Here is a 24077-nt window from a genome sequence, read left to right as displayed (position 1 = left end):
TTTAATGTAGTAACAAGATATTCCGGGATAATGTTTATCCAACTTGTTCTACTCAACAAGTAACGTTCTTCCCTTTAATATATTTCAATTTAAATATTAAGAAAGCTTAATTTAAATAGCGTTTGCTAAAGAATTTTAGATACTGATCAGTATCCATGAGATTTTTAAACACTTCAAAATTATCCTTTGAAATGATAAAATTGCGATAACCTGACTTCTCAACCTGATCGAACAAATTCCGGTTTGAAATAATGGCTCTGAAATACATCATTGCTTGCTTCTTATTTCGCATGTTCGAAACCACAATCATATCGCGTTTCTCATCAAGAGACAAACGTTCCGTTTTTAAAGTTCTGGTGTTATATTTTTTGATGCCATTTTCAACAAGCTTGGCATTAACGCCTTCTTTATTAAAAATCAAAACAAAATCGTGAGCAATATTGGGATCATACACATAGGGACCATCATCAACTTCAACAGTTTTCTTTTCGAGCCTTTTTTCTTTAGCTGCCTTTATGATATAATTTTCGGTGAAAAAAGACAAGTACTTATCCAATGTTCTGTTTACAAAAAACCTCATAAAGTTCTTTTCCCCAATAACAAAACTCTCGTAATCAACCTGAGCCAACTGATCAAAGACCTTTTTATCAGAAGCAATCTGATTAAAATATTCCATAGCCGAGTTTTGTGGCCCAAGGTTATTAACCGCGATCATCGTTCGGGTCTTATCATACGGTTCCTTTATAACGCTGAAATCCTTATCGTGATTGAAAACATCATTTTTCAGTTTAATCACATTCATTTTACGCGTAGGCACTAAAAGAATAAAACGATGATTATCACTCGAATCGACTTCAAAGTTCTGATCCTCAAATTCGGGATCAACCAACTCCCCTTCTTTTTTTACTAAAACCGTTTTCTTCTGGTAATAATGCTTCTTGTAAAAGCTCATATATTCATTAACGAGCTCATCCTTTTTCATTGTTTCAAAATTGGAAACTGAGATTAAGAAATTTTTATAGGGAATATTCTCCAAGCCTTTGTACGCCTTATCTGAAACAACAATTTCATTAAAATACTTAAGCCCTTCTGTCTTATCCTTGAGTCCTTTTACCAGAATAATAATATCATTCTTATTTAACGAAAGTCTGTCGGTTCTTAGGTTTCTCTTGTTGGCAGACCTATTATACTGATCGATATTAAACATCACCCTGTTAGGATCGGCTGCCCTTTTTTTGAATAACAGAACAAAATAGTGTTCTTCATCAGGAATAAATTTGAAATAGTCCTTCTCTGAGTTTAAATCATCACGACTACCGTTCTCCATTTCCAAAGCTAATTGATCTTCAATTCTCCAATTAATCAGCAAACGGTTCTGACGCGCCTTATTCATATCCTCCTGAGAATAACGCACTGGTACTGACCCCGCATTTATGGTACTCAGAATACCACGAGCAACCTCTTCAATTTCGCTATTGGGTTTGGAATCGATTAATTCTTGAAGAACCTTCTTAAATTCATCGACATCTTGAGTTCGACCAATCGATAATGCCCTTAGGAATAAAAAATTTGACTCCAATTTTGACTCCGGATATTTCTCTATAGCCTGCTCACACATTCGAACAACCTCATCGTAATAAAAGTTCTGGAAGGCATCATAAGCTGCCATATATAAAGACTCAGTCTCTTTATTTTCAGCTTCAATTTTCGCCCAGTAGTTTGGATCTTTAATCGCTTTAGCATAATCTGTGTCAGCAAACTCAGTCAGAATTCGATTCTTATAATAGTCTGATTTGGATAAATTCCCATTCTGAACACATAATGAGTAACACTGATAATATGCAGACAACAGATATGGATTTTCTGGAAAACGCTTAAGCAAGGTTTCCATTGTTTCCAGAGCTTTAGCTTTATCAGATAAACGCTCAGAATAAACAAATGATGCCTCGTGCAAGGCTTCCATAATTTTCTGGTCCGATTTCTCCATCAAATCGTCAGTCAAAGGTAAATCAGCCAGATAATAGGCCCGACTCTTGGGGTCGGCTTTCACTTGATTGGCTTCAGCACCATCATTTATATCTTCGGCTGTTTCATTAAAATCATCACCCGTAGCTATCGATTTGTTCTTACGTCTCCAATTATCCGCCAACTTTCGTCTTCCCCATTTGCGTTGAAACTCAGACTTTCCAAGACCTACCGTTGTTGGATTATAGAAATACCAGTTTCCTTGCGTTTGATTCGAATTGTTTGATCGGAAATTTCCCACCATATTATTCTGGGTAAAGAACGTTTTATCAGCTCTGCTTTCAGCTTCAGCCAGTTTAATAGCTTCCTCTTTTTCCAGTTCCTTATCAATCAAATTCCGAATTAAGAAATCTCTTTCTTTTTCACTCATCCTCGCTATTTGCTGTAAGCTATCTTCCCTTTCAATTGTATTGAGATGATTAACCAAATCTGTCAGATTGCCAACTCTTACCGAAATAGCATTATAGTTTGGATAGTTCTGATCCAAATAAACCATAGAACTGTCATAACAAATCTGAGCTTTCTTATAATTTAAATCGGCAAAATATTGATCAGCTAACTTAATAAACGATACGGCTTTTTGATTAACATTATCCACGCTTTCTCTGGTCGAATTCCAATAGTTGGCGAGGGCAGAATTCTTATCACCATCTTTCATATCCATTTCTGCCAAAGCAAAGTAGATCTGATCCCTGTAATCCGCATTCTTCTGATCCTTAAGCATTTTATTCAGTTGCTTACGAATTTCCATGCCATTCTCCGATCCTGAATAAGTGAGAGCCTGTGAAATCTTGGCATTAAAAGCCATCTCATAAGTCGAATGTAATTGTATCAAACGCTGAAAAGCATCGGACGCATTACTCGCCTGATCAAGTTTTAAATAGAGCTGACCCAGAATATAATAATATTTAGCCTTAATACGCTTCGTGGTTTGCAATTCAATTGCAGTTTGTAGGTTCGAGATAGCTGCTCCGTAATTTTTTTCACGAATGCCAATATCAGCGAGAAGGGCAGCAACTTCCTGTCTGCTATTTCTTGACAGTTTCGGTAACGCATTCACTTCATCCAATAGGTTGACAGCTCCTGAATAATTTTCCTGGTAGATCTCACAGCGTGCCAATTCAATTTGAAATTCAGATTTCAATTTCGATTCCGGAAAATCTTTCAAACCTTGCATCAAGGCTTTTTCTGCCGTTCTGTAGTCCCCTTTATAAAACTGAGCCTTGCCCAACAACAAATAACAATCCTCTATCCAACTATTAAATTCACGCTTTTTACGAAATTCCTTATACTTGTCAGATTGTTTGCCTTTTTTACGTTTAGGCTTCCTGGTAATTGAGTGCAATTTTATAGCCTTAGTTGCCTTTTCAATAGCATTATCAATATCTCCAGCAGCTAAAGCACGTGCATTAGCATCCTCGTAGTCGAAAACAGGTAAAACAAGGGTGTAATTATATTCGATCCCCTCTTCAATCTTCTTCTTACCTGCCTTTAGACTTTCTTTTCCATTAAAAAACACATTATAGTATGTGGTGAGTGCGTGATACTGTCGACTCACAAACGTATTTTTTTGATTCGAGCAAGCTATTGAAAAGAGAATTATAACTAGACTCAAAACTGCAATATTTATCTTTCCTTTATTCAAAGCAATTCTATTTTATTGGAAATAACTGAGGTCAGAAGACCTGAATAATCTATCTGAAAATACGAAACAATATACAAATAGATTAGTTAGCTATCAGCCTTAGTAACTAATTTTTATACAGAATTGAATTTATTAAAATTCAAATTTAAGTTTACTCTTAACTATCCATCCTCAAAAGAAAAATGAAAGATCAGAACATTCCTCTATACCAGAACCTTTAGCTGACTATCAGCCTTTAAACTGAAAGTCTCATAATCAAGATTAGTAATCAAGTTAACTCCAGGCTGTTTTCCGGTGTCAAAACTCCCTAGAGAATCAAAACCCAAAAGCTTGGCTCCGTTTAGACAGGCCCACTTTATAAGTTGTTCCAGATTTAATTCAGGCTTAATCTTTTGAAGATATTTAAGCTCTTCAAAAACCGATAATTTCTGATGACTTGATAAACTTCCTGTACCTATACAAAACGCCTTATCTAAAGAAATATTGTTGGGAAATAATCGGCCTAAAATTGAATCAGGTATTTCTGATAAAAAGTCATTTCCAGAAGAGGTGTGAACATCTCTAAAACAAATTCCGGACATCGATTTAAGATTTTGGCTGATACTTAAAGGGAAAAAATCAGCAGCACCCTTTGTTCCGAATGCTTCAAGGTGATTAATTCCTCTTTGGATAGATTTCAGATCTCCACTTTCGCCCAATGGGAGATTATTTAAATCTTTAAAATTTAAACGATCAGCATGCATTTCAGGCCACGAAAGAAATGTGAAAACATCAACAAAACCGGGTACGAGAACCCCACTGTAGTATTCCAGATTTTGAATTTCTTTAACGGATCCCTTTCTATCAACCAATTCGGCAACCGAATTATCATCGTTCAAAATTAAAATTCCATTCCTCAAGGGAGCTCCAACATTACTGATAATATAACTGGCAGAGATCTTTCTCATTTCTTCTTTAGCTCTTCTATATCTTTTAGTCTTCGGGGTCTTTCAAGCTCTTCATATCTATCGAGTTTATCTCTCCCGAATCGCTTCATTTTCATCAGAGAATCCAAACCTAATGAATCCCGCTTAATTTGTGGATTGAAAATCATGATGTCTCTCAAATCCATATGTTGTGTAAAATTACTATCCGGATTATTACAGGCAATAATACGTCCTCTTAACTCTGTGTAAGAAGAATCGGGGCGCTCCAACTGCGTTTCGTATTGCACAAATTTGTCAGAATAGTCGATAGGAATTGAATCGAAATAGATACGTTCTCCTTGTTTTGTAGAATCTTCTTTCCAGAAATATGCCTTTAAAAGCGGATTCCAGCTCCGATCATCTTTAAATCGTTTAACCTTTGCCCGAACGGTATAAATCCCCATTTCGCTAATAGGAATAGAAAAATTCAAATCATGATGTCTTCCACGGGCTAAGAGAATACGTCTTCTCCCCTTCCACAAATTCACGGTATCTCTGACAACTAGAGAATCTTTTAAAGCAATACGAAATTGGGTCTCCAAACGATTAAGAGAATCTATTACTTTCTCATAAATCTTCTCGTATAAGGCTGAATTCTGGGCATAAAAACTCACACATGAATCAAACTGCTCAGGCGTAATGTTATACTTTTTATATATCGAATTATAATAATAACTCGGACGATACTCTTTACCTCGGGTAACAATATTTTTAGTACTTAATACCCCATCTGCTAAATGTATATCAAACAAGATATGAGTAAAATCATCCTTGGATAAATATGTTTTTTCCTCTTTGGGTGAACAAGAGAAAATCAGGATCATTGCAAAAAGCAGAAATATAAATTGTTTATTCATAATAAGTCATACGGAATTAATCTTAGGCAAAGATAAAAAATCAGTTCATAGAAACTTGTTTAAAATATTTAAATCAGAGCGATTCAGCCCAACACAAAATAAGTCTAAAGCTTCGACTTGATCTTCTTAAATAGGTTGGATGCAAACACAAAATTGTTTAAGGCTTTGTTTTGTGTATCAAAAATCTCATCACTACAACCTTCCCAGGCTTTCAACCCTTTATTGATGAATAAGATTTTCTCTCCAATCTCCATCACCGAATTCATATCGTGAGTATTGATAATGGTCGTCATGTTATATTCTTTGGTAATCTCCTGAATGAGTTGATCGATCATAATTGCCGTTACCGGATCGAGCCCTGAATTAGGTTCATCGCAGAATAAATACCTTGGATTAAGAGCAATGGCTCTTGCAATAGCAACCCGTTTCTGCATTCCCCCACTTATTTCTGCAGGATAGAGTTTGTCGGCCTTTTTGATATCAACACGCTCTAAGCAAAAACTGATACGTTCCCTCTTCTCATCCTCACTCATTGCAGAAAACATATCCAAAGGGAATCGCACATTTTCTTCAACAGATAAAGAATCGAAAAGTGCACCTCCCTGAAAAACCATTCCCATCTCCTTACGAATCTCTTTCTTATCATGAAAATTCATATTCGTAAAATCTCTATCATCATAATAGATATACCCCGTATCCACATCGTGCAAACCAATAATCGATTTTAATAAAACCGTTTTACCTGATCCACTTTGTCCGATGATGAGATTGGTTTTTCCTGCCTCAAACTGAATGGAGATATCATTTAAAACATCCAATTCACCAAAGGATTTATTGACATTTTTTAATGTTATCATTTCAATAAAATTTGAGTGAGAATTAGATTCGCCAGTAGGATTAAAATACTACTATTGACAACCGCCTTGGTACTTGCCTTACCTACTTCTAAAGCTCCTCCTGATACATAATAGCCGTAAAATGACGGAACTGAAGTAATAATAAAAGCAAAAACGAGTGTTTTAATTAGTGAGTAAGTTATATAATAGGGAATAAGATCAACCTGAACACCATATATAAAATCAGGAACACTAACTGTACCTGCCATATAACTGGCCGTCAAGCCCCCCATAATACCAACAAAAACACTTAAAACATATAAAAAGGGGTTGATAAAAACCGCAGCAATAATCTTTGGAAAAATCAAATAGGAAGCCGAGTTAATACCCATGATCTCAAGTGCATCGATCTGCTCGGTCACACGCATAGAACCAATTTCAGATGCAATATTAGACCCCACCTTTCCTGCCAATATTAAGCCTACAATAGTGGATGAAAATTCAAGAATCATCGATTCCCGGGTGGTATAACCCACTAAATAATCGGGTAATAATGGATTTACAAGATTATAGGCCGTTTGCAAACTTATAACTGCTCCCATAAAAACAGAAATAATAACAACAATTCCCACAGAATTAACCCCCAACTTATATATCTCTTTGATAATCTGAGCAAAGAATAAGCGACCTTTCTCAGGTCTGGAGACAACTCTCCTCAAAAAAAGTATATACTTTCCTATATTTTCAAATAAACTCATATGAATTACATTTTATGATAAAAGTAACAATTATCCCTTAATTATCATCTACAAAGATAAAAAGGCCAATTAAATCAAAACATTCCAATCTCTGTTTGAAATCATTATTTGAATGAGTATTTTTAAAGAAAGTAAGACAATAATATATCCTTACTTAATGTCTTAAAACACACAACGATGAATTCAAACAATTACTGTGTCATTATGGCTGGTGGTGTCGGTTCCCGATTCTGGCCATTAAGCAAACAAAAAAGTCCAAAACAATTTCTCGATATTTTAGGTACAGGTAAAACCCTTATTCAAATGACTTTTGAGCGGTTTAGCTCTATCTGTCCTGCTGAGAATTACTATATTGTGACCAACGAACAGTACAAAGATTTGGTTCTGAAACAGCTCCCGCAACTGAAGGCAGACCAAATACTGCTAGAACCTTTAATGAGAAACACTGCGCCCTGCATTGCTTATGCCAACTATAAAATTAAACAACGGGATGCAAATGCTCGAATCATTGTTTCTCCTGCCGATCATCTCATAACAAATGAAACCGAGTTTGTAAATGTGATAAACGAAGGGCTGAATTACGTAGATCAGACAGATAAACTCCTTACTTTGGGTTTAAAACCCAATCGACCAGAAACGGGATACGGCTATATCCAAGTAGAAAAAAAAGCAGCAGACTTAGGCATCTCAAAAGTTAAAACTTTTACAGAAAAACCGAATCTGGATCTTGCGAATGTCTTTATAAAGTCAGGCGATTTTTATTGGAACTCGGGAATTTTCATCTGGTCACTTTCTGCCATTGACTCTGCATTTAAAACCTATTTACCCGATATCGACAATCTTTTTTCTTTAGGAACAAACAGTTTAAATGAGGCTTCCGAAAGAAAATTCATCAATAAGATCTATCCTGAATGCCCAAACATTTCAATTGATTATGGCGTTCTTGAAAAATCTGATAAAGTATATGTCTTCTGTTCTGACTTTGGTTGGTCTGATTTGGGGACATGGGGATCACTCTACGACAAATCGGATAAGGATGAAGCTGGGAATGCCATACAAGGAGATAATGTGATGCTTTACGACTCTGAGAATTGTTTAATCAATGTTCCAAAAGAAAAGCTAGTTGTTGTGCAGGGAATTCATGATTATATCATTGTAGACAGTCAGGACACACTTCTCATTTGCAAAAAAGAGAATGAACAGGATATCAAAACCTTTGTTGGTGATGTTAAAGTCTTAAAAAATAACAAGTTTATCTAAAAAAAAGAGGAGCCACAAAAGGCTCCTCTTTTTTTAAACGCTTAATATCTTAATATTCCCAAAAGTCTTGCTCGACATTTAAGAGGTCATTCTTAATTTTTTCTGATTCCAGCATGGTTTGCAGACCAACAGTATATGAATCAATTCGTCGGTTATCATGAACATTTGAAACCTGAGTAATATAGCTTGAAAAACGTCTCTTCATAAACAAATCATCATAAGAGAAACGTCTGGCATCATTAAACGGATTAAATACTTCATGAGTTGCTAACAATGGTCGGGCTTCCGGGAAGAAAACCCAAAACATTTTCTTTTTACGAAGTCCATCAAGCTCAGAGTCTCCATCTTTTACATACTCACGAATCGGACATAAACCTATAATTCGAACTTGCAATGTAGAGCTTTGTTTATCAAACAGCCATTGCTCTTTAACCAGATATTTGGTTACCTCATTTGTACTGATCGATCTGGGAATAATCTTGGTTTCCATTAATCCAGTCTCTCTATTCGGTTGTCTAATCGTATCAACACCCGCACCAAATTTAGAACGAATATCTTCAATACTCATAGGCGTTGTAAACTCATCATCATCTGTATCATAAGCTGTAAGACCTTCATTCTCTATCCCAAACATCAATAAATCAATCAAACTGTATCGATCGTCCATAGGTTGAGTTGGATAGTACATAGGCTGATTCATCTTCTCACGAAGATTTATCTCACGCCAAACAAGTTTAGAGAAAATGACATCTGCCTCACGTATGTGAGCATATGGAATGGGTCTCTCATTCTTAGTATGATTCTTAGAATAGATACTAGTTGGAGTTGTTTGTGCTTTTGATTGAGAAAAGCCACCCATTAAGATTAAACCGACTAATAAAAATACAATCCTTTTCATCCGTAAATAATTTTTATGTCCAAGGCAGATAGCCACTCACATCCTAAGAGTTGACGATCTTTTCTTCTTTAATACAATTTACTCAATTAGAATAAACCGAAAATATTATAAATATTCCGTTGAGAATTATTTAACTCTAAACGATATTGCAGGAAGATTACGAATCGAACCATCTGGTCCAGCAGCCTTAATATCCTCAATATAAACTTTCTGATTACGTCTTAAATTTTTCAACAACTTAACCTGTGCAGGCGTAAAATAATCTGAATTTGATTTCTCATCTCTTGTAAAACCTTTTACTTGCGTAGATACGGTAAAGCTTTTGATCTTAAATTTCAAATCAAAATCAAAATTATCCATAACAGCATCAACACCCGTTTGAACCGCTAAAAGGTTTTTATTAATAGAACCCCCATTTTTACCCGCTACCATTGCTACCGGATCCGGGATTGGTTTAACTCTAAACTCTACTGATTTCAGAGGACGCCACTTGCCATCCATTTTTCCCTCAACCAACACGTTTGCATCTTTACCAACCACTTTAGGTCTTGCAATGTACCCCTTACCATTTTTAATTAAAACGCCATTATCAACGGTAGCTCTTACATTTTCTGCAGTAAAACCCGGAGCCGATACACTTACAGGATTATCAACACCAGCATAAAAAACATTCATCTTCGTTGGTGAAACAACAACCTGAGGTTCACTAACAATATAGTCTTCCTCAAACTTATATGAGGTTACATTACCTGATGGAGACGTGTAATAAACCACACCACCCCAAGAATGTTTCCCTAAATCAGTAGCCTTTCTCCTGTAAATTCCACGTCGGGTAATCGGATCAAAATTCTTTAACTCACCTCCACCTTTAATTGTTATTTTAGGATTAAGGGTTGTATCAACAGCTGCCAAAAAAACCTCTGCCTCGTACATATCACCTTTTAAAACAAAATTCGATTTCGAAATCACTTCTGCATTCAACTTATTGAAAGGAAACGATTCTGCTTCGATCTGATTAAACAAATACTTGACCACATCCGATTCAACTGAACGAATATCCGTCTGAAGTTTTGATAAAAGCGTTACGGCACCCACCAAAGGAATATGTGCAAATTGCAATGATTCCCATGTGTAATCGGGATCTCCCGCCTTTTTCTTTGGAGGATTAGCTGTATTCAAGTTCTGAGAGATGGTATGTTTAAACGTACTATCCTTTGCAGGAATTAAATTTAAAATATGCTCTCTAAATTCTGTTATCTGTTTCTTTAATACTTTTCCTTCGCCCCCCACAATCATCACCTGGGCAGCAACATCAATATTATCTTTCTTCTGTATACTATCTAATCGACCTTCAGGTCCGTCTGCAATTTTAACAAGTTCAACTTTATAATTCTGTAATTCCTTACACAAATCATTCGACATTTCCCTAATCTCCATAGCCTTATCCCAAGATGACTGCACCTTGTTTGGATTTGCATCCAAAGCCATTTTAAAGTCGTTGTAAATGATTTTATTCTTATCCTCAAAAGTTCGAACAGTTTGCGCTAAACCGTTATCGATTATAGTAAAAGCATCCAATACCTCATTTGATACATTTATTGCCAACATTGCTGTCAGGAATAAATACATCATACCGATCATCTTCTGCCTTGGTGTCTCTTTACAATTCGATGCTCCCATATTAGCTCAAATAGAAATTTTTAATCTTAATTAATTTTTATTCTTACTAATATCCAAAGCGCTCAACATATTTCCATAAACGGAATTCAATGCTGATAAGCGTTGATTCAAGGCTTCGGTTTCCTGTCTGTACACTTTTGTGTTATCAAGAGTCACATTCAAATTCTGAACAATTTCATTGAAATTTTCCTGAACGCGTCTACCTTCTTCAATCTGCTCATTTGAGTGCTTCAACTGCAATTCAAAAACCGAATTTAAAGAAGATAGTTTTTCATTCAAATTGGTCATCGATTCGGCATAATTCTTACCGCTCTCCGAAATATGAGAGAAATTCCCGTTTAAACTGGACTTAAAATCTTCATATGTATTCAATAACTGATCTCCTGACTCTTGAACGCGACCTGCGAACACTTTTCCATTTGTTGAAATATCTGAAGCCAATTGATTGTACGATTTACTTAATTCTGATGCCGATTCCGAAATCTCTGCTGATGAAGAGTTATACGTTTCAGAAAGAACCCCAACAGATTCGCTAGCATTTCTGAGTGTTTGAATATAACCCTCTGTCGCTACAGCTGCTTCTGAAATATCTGATATACGATCTGCAGCATCAGTCAATTTCCCTAAACCTCGACTTAAATTAGTCAGTTTATTCGAATCAACACTCACATTCTCCAGGAATGATTGCAGCTCGTCCAAACCTTCAACTTTAAGACCTCCGGAAGTTTCACGAGGATCCAAGCCAATCAGTTCAGGATAAACCAAACTCCAATCTGGTTCTTCGTGTGGTGGCTCAAAAGCCGAAAAGAAAAATATAATAACCTCGGTAAGCATACCAACAGTTAATAATGTACCCGCATGAGCCCAATGTTGTATCTTAAAAAGAGCACCTAATAAAACGACAGACGCACCCCAACCATACACGTAACCCATAAATCTTTTCCACCTTGGAGATTCGACTAATTCGGTAATATTCATAATAGATTGTTTAGAATAGTTTTATTTTGAAATTATTTCATGTGTCGTGTTCTAACACATCTGAATCCAATAAATGATTTTGCAGTATCCTGATATTCATAGCTAGATACTCCGCATTGTAAGAAATATCCAACGTCCTTCCATGAACCTCCTCTAACAACTTTTCTCTTTAGAGCTGGAGGATCATTTGGTAAAGCATTATACTGATAGTTTGGATTCATATCGTGTGTAAAGCTGTATGCCGATTCTGCATACACAGCTGAAGTCCATTCAGCTACATTACCAGCCATATCGTAAAGACCATATCCATTCGGTTCGTATGTTCCAACCGGAAGTGTTACTAAACCTCCATCATCGACATAATTACCTCTTAATGGTTTAAAATTAGCCAGGAAACAACCCTTTTCATTACGTGTGTAATCGCCACCCCATGGGTAAAGATTAAGCGCGATACCCCCGCGAGCTGCATATTCCCACTCCGTTTCTGTGGGTAAACGATACTCAGGAACTGAATACTTTCCATTTTTTCTAAGTGCTGAATTATGCAATTCTGTTCTCCAACGACAAAAAGCACGAGCTTGTTTCCAACTCACTCCAACAACCGGATATTCATCGAACGACGGATGCCAAAAATATTGCTCAGCCAATGGCTCATTATATGAGTATGTAAAGTCGTGTATCCAACTTAAGGTATCCGGATAAATATTTAAACTTTCTTTGATGATAAAAGATGATCTGTCTTCAATACTCTTACGTCCACCCTGGTAATCATCGACTAATCCTTCGTATTCTCCGGTTTCACTATTGTAACGATTCGATAAAAGTGCGGCTTGTTTAAAATCAACCCACTGGAAAGAATAGATTAATTTTCGGGCATCAATTTCTTTTCTGCTCGAGAATCTTTCATGTTCAGGCACATACATCTCATCAAGAAGTTCAGAATACTCTTCGTTATCCCACTCAATTTCTTTGTCCCAATTTAAAGTTGGGGGCTCAATCAGATTCCCCTTATCGTCTTCAGTATTTAAGAACTCATCAAACTGCTCACCAAGTTTGGTTCTGGCGATAGAATCGCGGACCCACTCAACAAACTGACGGTACTCATTATTTGTAATCTCTGTTTCGTCCATCCAAAAGGCTCCGACTGAAACACGTTTCGATTGAGAATTTAATGCCCAGGTTGCATCCTGATCATTAATACCTTGAGTAAAACTCCCACTTGGGATAAGCACCATACCATGAGGAATGGGTTCCAAATATTTCCCTCTATGAGATGCTCCGACCAATTCGCCACCTTCGTTACGACGAATACAACTGGACAATCCTAATAGAAAAACAACTCCGATAAATACAACAAGTTTATTCATAACTCTATGATTCGTGCTATGCACTGATTTTTAATACATTTCTACTACAAAAAGCGAATACTCTTATATTTCTGCTTACGCTTAATTAGACTCGGTGTAAAATGATAAGCCAACATAAATTCAAGTGAAGGCTTTTTGATATCTGATACAGACACATCGTAAGCAATACCAATGTCTAATCCATTTTTCAACAGAATCCCGGCTAAAAAAACAATAGCGTCGTCTACTCTATAGGAAACGCCACTACGGTATTTTTTATTGTATACAACATTTGTATTGATATCATACTGAGACATTCTACCATCGGTTTTAAAGAAAAAAGATGGAATAATATCAATTTGATTGGTTAATACATACTTATAACCTCCCATGATATAATAATGTCGATACAGATATATTTTATTTTTTTCATTATAAGCCACGTTTGGCTTATTAATATGTGTTGATGATGCTCCTAAATATAATGTTTTACTTCGATAATAAAAACCCAAGCCTGCATCAAAAACCATCTCACTTGCATCTGTACTCCCCCCATTTAAGATAGGATCATTTTCATCATTAGCATCCCATTTCCCATTCAAAGCATTATTTTGCAATCCAAGGCTCAAACCTGCATTTAAAATACCATTCAATATTTTAAATTGATAAGCATACTGAAACTTAATCGTTGTTTTATTTTCAAACCCCAATTTGTCACTCATTACAGTCAGACCTAAACCATGCATTCTGCTCCCAACTCTTAATGGAACATTTCCATTAAAGGCAGTAGAAACAGGTGCGTTTTCAAATCCCATCCATTGTTGGCGATTGATAACAGACCCAGTCATTTCATCACCAACTCCTGCAAATGCAGGGTTAAAAGTGAGCAAATTATACATATTCTGACTGAACTGAGGATCCTGCTGAGCTTTTGATACTAAACTAATCCCGACAGCCAGTATAATGAAAAATATTTTTCTCATAAATTAGAAACAGATTCAATACTAATGGTAATCTGGTTTGTCGTAAAGTAAGCAATAATATTCATCTTATACAAGCTTCATCAAAGTAGAAGGGCCATTAGTCAAACAAAACACATGTCTCACATTTAAACAAGCTTCCTATAAAATTACAACTATTTAGAAAATCATCATATTGATTCACAAACAATTTCAAAAAAAAAGAACCCTCTGAAATACATCAGAGGATTCTTTTTTCGTAAAAACTTTTGCTCAAAATTTTTATTCAATCTTTTTTACACTAGCCTTTTTCTTTGTTGTTGTCGCCTTTTTAGTGGTAGCTTTCTTCTTGGCTGGTGCTTTTTTCTTAGCCACTGTTGTTTTTTTAGCAACTGTTTTTTTCTTCTTTTGAGGACCTTCCTTAATAATCTTCAAACAGTCTTCATAAGAGAGAGACTTAGGATCGATATCCTTAGCTAATCTGTAGTTTTCTTTTTGATAAGAAATATATGGGCCCCATCTCCCGTTCAATATTTGAAGTTCTGCATCCTCTTCAAAAGACTTAATATGCTTAAGGCGATCTTTTTCACGCTTCTCTTCAATCAAAACTATAGCGCGATCTAAATCAATCGTCATTGGATCATCAACATCCTTGTGTAAGGATGCAAATTTACCATCGTGACGAACATAGGGGCCAAATCGGCCAATAGCTACAACAACTTTTTTATCTTCGTAATGCCCCAAATCTCTAGGCAGTTTAAATAAATCGATCGCTTCTTCTAAGGTTATTGTCTCCAGGTGCTGACCTGTTCTTAAACTGGCAAACTTTGGTTTTTCCTCGTCTCCCTCAGCACTTTCACCAAGTTGAGCCATGGGACCGTAACGACCAATACGTACCAAAATAACCTTACCGGTTTTAGGATCTTCTCCTAAAATTCGCTCTCCTGTTGAGCGCTCTGAATTTTCTATTGTTTTCTCAACGTTTTCATGGAATGGGAAATAGAACTTTCCTATCATCTCATACCATATCGAATTCCCCAAAGCAATCTCATCGAACTCTTTTTCTACTTCAGCAGTAAAATTATAATTCATGATATTTGAGAAATGCTTGATAAGGAAGTCGGTCACAACCATTCCAATATCTGAAGGAAACAATTTTTTATTCTCTGCACCGGTGGTTTGAGTATTCAGCTCTTCATTTATATTATTATCAACCAAATTAAGAACTTCATACTGACGTTGAACACCATCACGAGATTCTTTAACCACATAGCCTCGGTTTTGAACTGTCGTAATTGTTGGTGCATAAGTTGACGGACGACCAATTCCCAAATCCTCAAGCTTTTTAACCAAACTTGCCTCAGTGTATCGTGGAGGACGAAGCGTAAAATTTTGAACGGCCTTGATAAATTCATTCTCAAGTTTATCACCCACACTTACCTGTGGAAGAAGTGATTCTTCCTGCTTTTGTTCCTCATCGTCAGTTGACTCCAGATAAACTTTTAGGAAACCTTCGAACTTAATCATCTCTCCAGTTGCAACAAATTTTTCTTCATTTGTTGAAATACTGATTTTGATATTTGTTTTCTCAAGTTTAGCGTCGCTCATTTGAGAAGCAATTGTTCGCTTCCAAATCAAATCGTAAAGACGCTTCTCATTCGATTCTCCCTCTACATGTTCCTTATTAAGGTATGTTGGACGAATGGCCTCGTGAGCCTCCTGAGCACCTTTACTTTTTGTACTGTATTTTCTAATCTTTACATAGTCAGCACCATGTAAACGTGTAATTTCTTCTTTAGCCGTTTTCAAAGCAGATTCTGATAAATTTACAGAGTCTGTTCTCATATAAGTAATATTCCCCGCTTCGTACAGACGCTGAGCAACTGTCATTGTTTGCGATACAGAAAATCCTAATTTACGGCTAGCTTCTTGCTGTAATGTTGATGTTGTAAAAGGTGCAGCTGGCTTTCTTAACGAAGGTTTCTTCACAATATCATCAATATGATATTCTGCATTTTTACAAGATTCCAAAAACAGAAGGGTTTCTTCTTTTGTATCGAATCGTTTAGGCAATTCTGATTTTAAAATTTTCTTAGAACCATCTTTATCAGTCACTAAGAAGTGCGCAACAACCTTAAAAAATGATTTCGATTTGAAAGCAATGATCTCACGTTCTCGCTCAACTATCAATCGAACAGCCACAGACTGCACACGTCCTGCAGATAAAGAAGGCTTTACCTTCTTCCACAAAACCGGTGAAATCTCAAAACCTACAAGTCGATCAAGAATTCGACGAGCTTGTTGTGCATTTACCAAGTTATCATCAATCTGACGTGGATTCTCCACAGCATTCAGAATCGCTTCCTTGGTAATTTCATGAAATACAATACGTTTTGTATTCTCTTTTTTTAATCTAAGTTCCTCAAACAAGTGCCAGGCAATAGCCTCTCCCTCGCGGTCCTCATCGGAAGCAATCCATACGGTCTTCGCATCCTTCGCCAACTTCTTTAGTTCTGTTACAACTTTCTTTTTGTCCGTCGAAACAATATATTTCGGGGTGAAGTTGTTCTTGATATCAATACCAAAATCCTTCTTGTCAAGGTCTCTGATATGCCCAAAACTGGACTTTACAAGAAAACTCTCTCCTAAAAACTTCTCAATTGTTTTCGCCTTTGCAGGGGACTCAACAATAACTAAATTCTCTACCATTGCATCACTATTTATGGAAAATCGTGCTCTAAAATTTTGTGCAAAGTAAAAACATATGCGCCCTAAGTTCCAAATTTTATGATACTAATTTTCAAAACCTCTCATTTTAGGTGGCTTATTTTAAGGCAAAACTTACCCATTCGAGTTGTTGTTTTATTTACTATTTTTACAAACCAATTGTACACAAACAAAGCCAAACATCAAATAATATTAGATAATATGACTGAGTCAGATCTTAACAAAACAGATAAAAAAAATAAGGGATCTAAAAATTTCAAAAAATACATCATTGCATTTTGGGCTCTGTTCTCATCTGTAGTACTAAGTGTATTCTTTTTATTTATGGGTATCTCAAACGGAACCTTTGGTTTTATGCCAAGTTTTGAAGAACTTGAGAATCCAAAAAATAGTTTAGCCACCGAAATCTATTCCGCAGACAAAGTGCTTCTCGGGAAATTCTATTTCCAAAACAGAAGTTTTGTGAAATACGATGAGCTATCGCCGGATATGGTCCACGCTCTTGTTGCCACTGAAGATGTCCGTTTCTACGATCATTCAGGTATCGATTTAATTGGTCTGGCTCGAGTTGCCAAAGGACTTGTAACGGCAAACAAAAATGCAGGGGGAGGAAGTACTCTATCTCAACAATTAGCTAAAATGCTTTTTCCAAGAGAGCAATTCAGCAACAAATTAGATATCGTCTTCAGAAAATTTCGGGAATGGGTTATCAGTGTTAAACTTGAGAGGAGTTATACCAAGGAAGAAATCCTTACCATGTATTTAAATAAATATGACTTCTTAAATTTGGCTGTGGGAGTAAAATCTGCTGCTCATGTTTATTTTAATACAACTCCTGATTCACTTAAAATTGAACAATCGGCTATGTTGGTTGGTATGGCTAAAAACTCGTCTTACTTCAATCCTCTTCGTCGACCGGAATTAACTCTCGATAGACGTAATGTGGTTTTAAGCCAAATGGTAAAATACAATTATCTAAGTCAGCAACAATACGATTCTTTAAAACTACTTCCTCTTGGTCTCGATTATCAAAAAGTTGACCACCGAAGGGGGAGTGCACCATATTTTAGGGAATATTTGAGAACTTCACTTACAGCCAAAAAACCAGAAAGAGAAAATTATCCCTCTTGGAATCAGCAACGATTTATTGAAGATTCATTAGAGTGGAAGAATAATCCATTTTACGGCTGGTGTAATAAAAACACAAAAGCTGATGGCCAGCCATACAATATTTATAAGGATGGTCTGAAAATCTATACCACCATTGATTCTCGCATGCAAAAGTACGCCGAACAAGCTGTAAAAGAACATTTAGGTCTTGATCTGCAAGCAGCATTCGATAATGAGAAAAAAAATCACAAAAATCCACCTTTCTCCGATGATTTAGACGACGACGCTGTCGAAAACAATTTGACTTTATCAATGAAAAGAAGTGAAAGGTATCGCGTTTTGAAAAACAAAGGGATTTCGCTTGATTCAATTAAAAACATTTTTGCAACACCAACTGAAATGAGAATCTTCACATGGCAGGGAGAACGTGATACCATACTCTCTCCTATAGATTCGATGTTATATTATAAAGGGTTTCTTAGAGCTGGTTTTATGTCAATGGTTCCTCAGACAGGTGAAGTCAGAGCTTATGTGGGAGGCCCTAACTACAAACACTTTATGTATGACATGGTGACCCTTGGTAAGCGTCAGGTTGGTTCTATTATTAAACCATTCTTATACACTGTAGCCATGCAAGAAGGCTTAACCCCTTGTGATAAGGTGCCGAATATTGCACAAACCTTCGATATGGGCGACGGCACATCATGGACATCAAGAAACTCAACAAGTGCAAGAACAGGAGAGATGGTAACCCTAAAGTGGGGCCTTGCCCATTCAGTCAATAATATATCCGGTTGGGTGCTGAAACAATTCAAACCACAAACCGTTGTTAATATGGCGAAGAAAATGGGTATTATTAGTCGAATCGACCCGGTTCCTTCTGTCTTTCTGGGAACATCTGAAATTACTGTCCGCGAAATGGTAGGCGCCTATGCCACTTATGCCAATAAAGGGGTTTATATTAAACCGCGTTTTATTTCAAAAATAGAAGACAGCAGAGGAAACGAGGTTGCTCACTCTATACCGCAGAAGCATGAGGTGATGAGTGCCAAAACGGCTTACCTAATGACCAATTTACTTAAAGGTGTCGTCAAACAAGGTACCGGTAGACGTCTTGGCTGGAAATACAATTTATACAATCCAATAGGTGGTAAAACGGGAACAACACAGAACCATTCCGATGGCTGGTTTATGGGCGTTACACCTAATCTTGTTTCGGGTGTTTGGGTTGGTGCCGAAGACAGAGCCATCCACTTTGAAGGGATTAGCTTGGGTCAAGGTGCCAATATGGCTCTCCCAATTTGGGGCCTTTATATGCAAAAAGTATATGCTGATGAAAGCTTAAATATTTCAAAAGGTGATTTTGAAAAGCCAGAAGGTTTCAATATTGATCTTGATTGTGACACTCAATCTAACAACCCGAGGAATAAAGGTTTAATCCAAAATGAAGAAGAGGATTTCTTTTAAAATCAGTCTTCTGGAATAATTGGCGGTTTATCTATTTTTGTTTAAACTTGCAGAACGATTTGGGTTCCGAAAGGAATAATAGGGAATCCTGTTAAAAACAGGAGCTGTCCCCGCAGCTGTATTTCTCGGTTCGACACAGTTCGAATCCAGATTTTGAACAAAAGACCACTGTCTGCTGAGGTGGACGGGAAGGTGTTCAAAATTGAGATAAGCCAGAAGACCTGCCTATAATCATGAGTTTAGCTTTCGGGTAAGAAAAGCAGAAAGTCGCTATAACCTTTCACTTTTTGACGCAAGCAGAGCGGATCTTTGCCATAGATACGCTCGTGAAAATTCATAAGTAACTGTTATAAGGATTGTAAAATTGCTCAAGCAAGCTTACAATCCTTTATTTTTTTTTCGAACTCATAGTATTCCGTCAAAGCTTTTTAATTAATTTTGTTTAAATTAACTATCTCAGTTAAGCATCACCAGAAGCTCATTATGAATAAAATCCTCATTATAGACGATGATCCTACGATCTGCATTATGCTTCAAGGCCTTCTCAACAAAAAGGGTTACGAAACAGAAATCGCCTTTTCAGCCAATGAAGGATTAAAAAAATTTAGCAGCTTTAAGGCCAATTTAGTCATTAGTGATTTTCGTCTACCTGACATCAATGGTCTTGATCTTCTCAAGCAGATAAAAAGCCTGAATCCGCACATCCCGGTCATTATCATGACCTCTTATGCTGAAATTCGAACCGCTGTGAATGCCATCAAACTAGGGGCTTACGAATACGTTACAAAACCTCTTAATCCTGAAGAAATTCTGGTGCTTATCAAGTCTGCAATCGAGAAATCTAAAACTGTAGAGAAAGTTGATAAGGTTAAGAAAATTGAATTTATTCGTGGGAAAAGTCCAAATTCAGTCCAAATCGATCAATATATCAATTTGGTTGCTCCTACTGATATGTCCGTCATTATTGAGGGCGAAAGTGGAACTGGAAAAGAGATTGTTGCCCGAAGAATTCATGAAGCTAGTGCTCGAAAAGATAAGAACTTTGTCGCTGTAGACTGTGGGGCTTTATCAAACGAATTAGCCGGAAGTGAGCTTTTCGGACATAACAAAGGTGCTTTTACCGGCGCTATCTCTGATAAAAAAGGGCAATTCGAACATGCTAAAGGTGGAACTCTCTTCTTAGATGAGATAGGAAATCTGTCCTACGAAATTCAGATCAAACTTTTAAGAGCTATACAAGAAAGAAAAATCAGACAACTGGGAAGCAATGATGATATCGATACAGATGTTCGAATTCTTGTTGCCACCAACGAAGACCTGATTAAAGAAGTGAATAATTCAAATTTCAGAGAAGATCTTTATCACCGTTTGAACGAATTCAAAATATCGGTTCCTGCTCTGCGTGATCGAAAAGAAGACATCAAACTGTTTGCCGATAATTTCCTTCAACTTTCAAATCAGGAACTGAATAAAAATATCACCGAATTTTCTGAAGAATTTATTCAGAAACTCAAAGCTTACAATTGGCCAGGAAATTTACGTGAACTTAGGAATGTGATTCGCAGAGCCCTTCTTTTAAGTACTGGTGAACGTGTTGAAACATCAGCTCTACCTCCTGAAATTTTGCATTATCAGGAAACATCAAGTGTAGATAATAGTACGACGGATCTTAAACTGCTTCAGGCTTCAACTGAGAGAGATAAGATTATAAATACCCTTAAAGAAGTCAATAATAATAAATCGAAAGCAGCCCGTTTACTCAATATCGACAGAAAAACGCTTTACACAAAAATGAAGCAATATGGTATTGAAGGCTAATTCTTCAACTCATTGATTTGATCAAACACCTCATTCGAAATTTCTTCAAGCTGAGCTATGGCTGCGTTCAGCTCGTCAATATTCGAGTAATTGGTATCTTCCTGATGAATCATTTTTTCTAACTCAAGTAGAATTTCACTGGCAGAGTCTATCTTAAGCTGTCGATAGGAACTTAGCATTCTGTGAGCAACTTCGCCAAGCTGAATATAGTTTTCTTCTTCGCTCGCTTTCTTTAGAAGCAACAAGCTTTCTTTTGCAATACGAACAAAACTGGAAAGTACCTGATCGATGAGTATTGGGTCTGATGCAGTAAATTTTTCTATCTCCGATAAATCAAATAATAAATGCTGGGCTTCTTTAGTAGACGGCACCTCTTCAATCTCATTCATCTCAAGATCGATATTCAATTGCTCACAAAGTATCTCCAACAAGACGGATTCATCAAAAGGTTTCAACAAATAAGCTGACATGCCCTCCTTTATGTATTTATCCAAATCGACCTGACGAACATTGGCCGTTAAAGCAATAATCGGCATATCAGACTTCAAATCATTCCGGATATTACGACTTAGCTCTACACCTCCCATTTCCGGCATGTGTATATCTGTCAATAAGATATCGTAGGCAGATTCTTTCAAACACTCAAGAGCCTTTAATCCATTATTAACAAAGGTCGGTTCCAATCCCCATCCTTTAAAAACGGTTCGCATTAAAAGCGAACTGTATTCATCATCTTCTGCTATCAGAATCTTCTTCAGCTTAAGCATCTCTGGTACCTTACTGATCTGCTTCAGTACGGATTCGTCTGTAATAACCTCCCCCATTTCTATCGGAAGGTCCAAACAAAATTCAGATCCTTTATCTAATTCGCTATTCACGGTTAGATCTCCTCCTAGCATTCGAGCCAAACGCCTACTGATAGAAAGGCCCAAACCGGTTCCACCATATTTTCTCGCTGAAAAGGATTCTGCCTGACTAAAATCTTCAAACACATGCTCCAATTTATCAGATGAAATTCCGATACCAGTATCAATTAATCTGACCTTAAGTTTGTACTTAGCCCCTTCAGATTCCATAACAGCCTTAATTTTCACTGAGCCTTTCTCGGTAAATTTTATTGCATTCGAACCTAAATTCAATAGAATTTGTTTTAAACGAAATGGATCACTCACAAAGAAATGCTTCTCTTCTCCTTCGTATTCCCATGAAAAATCCAGATTTTTCTTTTGAGCAGAATCGCTTAAGAGATAATAAACCTCATGAATCAATTTTTTAGGCTCAAAATTCCGGGCCTCAATAACAAGTTTACCAGCTTCAATTTTAGCAAAATCAAGTATATCATTTACCAAACCGAGAAGATGATTGGAGGAGTTCTCTATAACCTCAACATATTTCGTTTGCTCCGCATTCATTTCCGTTTTTTCGAGCTGACGCGAGAAACCAATCAAGGCATTTAAAGGCGTTCTAATCTCATGAGTCATAGATGCCAAAAACTCTTCTTTTACCTTAGCCAACTTTTCAGCTTTGGCCTTTGCAAGCATTAGCTGTCTCTTTAAATAATCAGATTTTGAAAGGTCCAGAAGGGTGAACAAAATAAACAAGACACCAAAAATAAAGCCAATAATAATTACAATTGTGATCATTACTATTGAATCCTGAGCTATTTCCTCAGTTTGAGCGACCTCTTTATTGATATCCCTAATCTGTTGCTTTTCGAGCTCATTCAGCAATTTTTTCACCTTTTGCAGAATAATAGAATTCTCGTCAACCAACTTCAACTCTTCATGCATCAGCCTTTCTCTGGTCTGCCTCTCCTTTTTTCGAGAAGATTCAAGTTCTTCTTTAAAACTATTGAATAAGCTATCTTGCTTTAAAATATAACTGCTGTCAATTCCCACTTCCTGACGTTCAATCACTCGGTCGACCACCTCATATTTAGACTCCTTTGTCTTACCGAATCGAATTCCAAGAAAGCTCTTGGGTTTGTCTATTTTTTTCTTGATCTTTTTTATGGTGTCAACGATGGTTCGTTTTGTAATTGAACTCTCAAACTGCGTTCGGGAATACTGCGAAGCATCACTCAATTCTTTCAGGGCTTGTTCTGTATAGTTGATGCCTTCCTTTGCTTTTTTAATCTTTGCAAACTCATTCAACTTTTTAGATCGAACACCAATCAAATAGATCATTGAATCAATCATCTGTATAGAATGCGTGTTCTTAATATTGCTTAAACGCAAAGAATCCAATTCGTTTTTTATAGACTCAACCTTCTCGCCAAACAGATTTAAATACTGATCTTTTTTCGTCAACGAATAAACCCGTATATGATTCTCAGCTTCAGACAAATCGGTAAGCAGATGATTCATTCGGGAAATCTCAGCATCAGGCTTTGAAAGTAAAGAAACCGAATGCATCAATCTCTCATAGCTTGATTGACCAATGAGTCCAGCACTTACAATAGCTATCAGCAATACCAGATAACCGGCTATCACTTTAAGTCTGATATGTTGATCCTTTGATTTTACCATAAGGGTAGTCTCTGTTTGTAAACTACAAATTTAGAGGATTTTATAAATAAACAGCTGTTAAAAATTCACAATTGAGGATTTCTCCCTCAGTTTTGGATAAATATTCCCCACTTGTTCGCCATCTTCTTCGCTTAAAATTAACCAACACAACTACAACAACTCAAACTACACACAGATATTCAGGTTTTTACAGTCAAATATGGAATAAAAACAACGGACT

At 36.6% G+C, this 24077-nt stretch carries 15 protein-coding genes and 1 riboswitch; of the genes, 3 read left to right on the top strand and 12 right to left on the bottom strand.

Translation table 11 applies throughout. From position 1 onward, the window contains the following. Window positions 1-106: 106 nt before the first annotated feature. The 5 genes from porW to EV201_RS13600 form a co-directional block, all read right to left on the bottom strand. Window positions 107-3640 (bottom strand): type IX secretion system periplasmic lipoprotein PorW/SprE, encoded by a 3534-nt coding sequence (porW, locus tag EV201_RS13620; RefSeq protein WP_479722813.1) that lies wholly within the window; start codon window positions 3638-3640, stop codon window positions 107-109. Window positions 3641-3873: 233 nt separating this feature from the next. Further along, window positions 3874-4617: an amidohydrolase family protein gene (locus EV201_RS13615; protein WP_130308200.1), complete on the bottom strand. Its 744-nt coding sequence runs from the start codon at window positions 4615-4617 to the stop codon at window positions 3874-3876. Further along, the gene (locus EV201_RS13610; RefSeq protein ID WP_130308199.1) at window positions 4614-5492 is read right to left on the bottom strand and encodes a DUF4296 domain-containing protein; all 879 of its coding nucleotides are present in this window, start codon (window positions 5490-5492) and stop codon (window positions 4614-4616) included. Before EV201_RS13610 ends, EV201_RS13615 begins: the two co-directional genes overlap by 4 nt. A 104-nt stretch (window positions 5493-5596) precedes the next feature. Continuing rightward, the gene (locus tag EV201_RS13605; protein WP_130308198.1) at window positions 5597-6349 is read right to left on the bottom strand and encodes an ABC transporter ATP-binding protein; all 753 of its coding nucleotides are present in this window, start codon (window positions 6347-6349) and stop codon (window positions 5597-5599) included. Then, the gene (locus EV201_RS13600; RefSeq protein ID WP_130308197.1) at window positions 6346-7086 is read right to left on the bottom strand and encodes an MlaE family ABC transporter permease; all 741 of its coding nucleotides are present in this window, start codon (window positions 7084-7086) and stop codon (window positions 6346-6348) included. The genes EV201_RS13605 and EV201_RS13600 overlap by 4 nt, the downstream gene beginning before the upstream one ends. Before the next feature lie 177 nt (window positions 7087-7263). On the opposite strand from EV201_RS13600, the gene EV201_RS13595 reads away from it, so the two are divergent. Further along, on the top strand, window positions 7264-8346 hold the full coding sequence (locus EV201_RS13595; RefSeq protein WP_130308196.1) for a mannose-1-phosphate guanylyltransferase: 1083 nt from the start codon (window positions 7264-7266) through the stop codon (window positions 8344-8346). A gap of 49 nt (window positions 8347-8395) precedes the next feature. On the opposite strand, the gene porN is transcribed toward EV201_RS13595, so the two are convergent. The 6 genes from porN to topA all read right to left on the bottom strand — a co-directional run bounded on the left by porN (window position 8396) and on the right by topA (window position 16916). Then, entirely contained in the window at window positions 8396-9244 is an 849-nt protein-coding gene (porN, locus tag EV201_RS13590) for a type IX secretion system ring subunit PorN/GldN (protein WP_130308195.1), read from the bottom strand. A 126-nt stretch (window positions 9245-9370) separates the two neighbouring features. Beyond that, on the bottom strand, window positions 9371-10924 hold the full coding sequence (gene porM / locus EV201_RS13585) for a type IX secretion system motor protein PorM/GldM (protein WP_130308194.1): 1554 nt from the start codon (window positions 10922-10924) through the stop codon (window positions 9371-9373). Window positions 10925-10954: 30 nt separating this feature from the next. Next, window positions 10955-11902: a type IX secretion system motor protein PorL/GldL gene (porL, locus tag EV201_RS13580; RefSeq protein WP_130308193.1), complete on the bottom strand. Its 948-nt coding sequence runs from the start codon at window positions 11900-11902 to the stop codon at window positions 10955-10957. Between the two features lie 32 nt (window positions 11903-11934). Continuing rightward, entirely contained in the window at window positions 11935-13269 is a 1335-nt protein-coding gene (gene porK / locus EV201_RS13575) for a T9SS ring complex lipoprotein PorK/GldK (protein WP_130308192.1), read from the bottom strand. A gap of 44 nt (window positions 13270-13313) precedes the next feature. After that, complete coding sequence (locus tag EV201_RS13570; protein WP_130308191.1) at window positions 13314-14231, bottom strand: PorP/SprF family type IX secretion system membrane protein; 918 nt, start codon at window positions 14229-14231, stop codon at window positions 13314-13316. A 258-nt stretch (window positions 14232-14489) separates the two neighbouring features. Continuing rightward, complete coding sequence (gene topA / locus EV201_RS13565; protein WP_130308190.1) at window positions 14490-16916, bottom strand: type I DNA topoisomerase; 2427 nt, start codon at window positions 16914-16916, stop codon at window positions 14490-14492. A 219-nt stretch (window positions 16917-17135) separates the two neighbouring features. Between topA and EV201_RS13560 the strand changes: the two genes are divergently transcribed. Both EV201_RS13560 and EV201_RS13555 read left to right on the top strand, forming a co-directional pair. Beyond that, on the top strand, window positions 17136-19511 hold the full coding sequence (locus tag EV201_RS13560; protein WP_130308189.1) for a transglycosylase domain-containing protein: 2376 nt from the start codon (window positions 17136-17138) through the stop codon (window positions 19509-19511). A gap of 44 nt (window positions 19512-19555) precedes the next feature. Continuing rightward, window positions 19556-19754: riboswitch (cobalamin riboswitch) on the top strand. 240 nt (window positions 19755-19994) lie between these two features. Continuing rightward, entirely contained in the window at window positions 19995-21329 is a 1335-nt protein-coding gene (locus EV201_RS13555) for a sigma-54-dependent transcriptional regulator (RefSeq protein WP_130308188.1), read from the top strand. Here the strand turns inward: EV201_RS13555 and EV201_RS13550 are convergent. Continuing rightward, window positions 21326-23857, bottom strand: coding sequence for an ATP-binding protein (locus tag EV201_RS13550; RefSeq protein WP_130308187.1), 2532 nt, complete (start codon window positions 23855-23857; stop codon window positions 21326-21328). The genes EV201_RS13555 and EV201_RS13550 overlap by 4 nt on opposite strands. Window positions 23858-24077 lie beyond the last annotated feature (220 nt).

It is taken from the genome of Ancylomarina subtilis (genome assembly GCF_004217115.1).
Taxonomy (GTDB): Bacteria; Bacteroidota; Bacteroidia; order Bacteroidales; family Marinifilaceae; genus Ancylomarina; species Ancylomarina subtilis.
Note: the sequence above shows the minus strand (reverse complement) of the source record. Positions and strands in the feature narration are given on the sequence as shown.

What these genes read in the sequence shown, in the direction of transcription:
- EV201_RS13615 (WP_130308200.1), bottom strand. Translation starts at nt 4,617, where the DNA reads ATGAGAAAGATCTCTGCCAGTTATATTATCAGTAATGTTGGAGCTCCC.
- EV201_RS13610 (WP_130308199.1), bottom strand. Translation starts at nt 5,492, where the DNA reads ATGAATAAACAATTTATATTTCTGCTTTTTGCAATGATCCTGATTTTC.
- EV201_RS13605 (WP_130308198.1), bottom strand. Translation starts at nt 6,349, where the DNA reads ATGATAACATTAAAAAATGTCAATAAATCCTTTGGTGAATTGGATGTT.
- EV201_RS13600 (WP_130308197.1), bottom strand. Translation starts at nt 7,086, where the DNA reads ATGAGTTTATTTGAAAATATAGGAAAGTATATACTTTTTTTGAGGAGA.
- EV201_RS13595 (WP_130308196.1), top strand. Translation starts at nt 7,264, where the DNA reads ATGAATTCAAACAATTACTGTGTCATTATGGCTGGTGGTGTCGGTTCC.
- porN (WP_130308195.1), bottom strand. Translation starts at nt 9,244, where the DNA reads ATGAAAAGGATTGTATTTTTATTAGTCGGTTTAATCTTAATGGGTGGC.
- porM (WP_130308194.1), bottom strand. Translation starts at nt 10,924, where the DNA reads ATGGGAGCATCGAATTGTAAAGAGACACCAAGGCAGAAGATGATCGGT.
- porL (WP_130308193.1), bottom strand. Translation starts at nt 11,902, where the DNA reads ATGAATATTACCGAATTAGTCGAATCTCCAAGGTGGAAAAGATTTATG.
- porK (WP_130308192.1), bottom strand. Translation starts at nt 13,269, where the DNA reads ATGAATAAACTTGTTGTATTTATCGGAGTTGTTTTTCTATTAGGATTG.
- EV201_RS13570 (WP_130308191.1), bottom strand. Translation starts at nt 14,231, where the DNA reads ATGAGAAAAATATTTTTCATTATACTGGCTGTCGGGATTAGTTTAGTA.
- topA (WP_130308190.1), bottom strand. Translation starts at nt 16,916, where the DNA reads ATGGTAGAGAATTTAGTTATTGTTGAGTCCCCTGCAAAGGCGAAAACA.
- EV201_RS13560 (WP_130308189.1), top strand. Translation starts at nt 17,136, where the DNA reads ATGACTGAGTCAGATCTTAACAAAACAGATAAAAAAAATAAGGGATCT.
- EV201_RS13555 (WP_130308188.1), top strand. Translation starts at nt 19,995, where the DNA reads ATGAATAAAATCCTCATTATAGACGATGATCCTACGATCTGCATTATG.
- EV201_RS13550 (WP_130308187.1), bottom strand. Translation starts at nt 23,857, where the DNA reads ATGGTAAAATCAAAGGATCAACATATCAGACTTAAAGTGATAGCCGGT.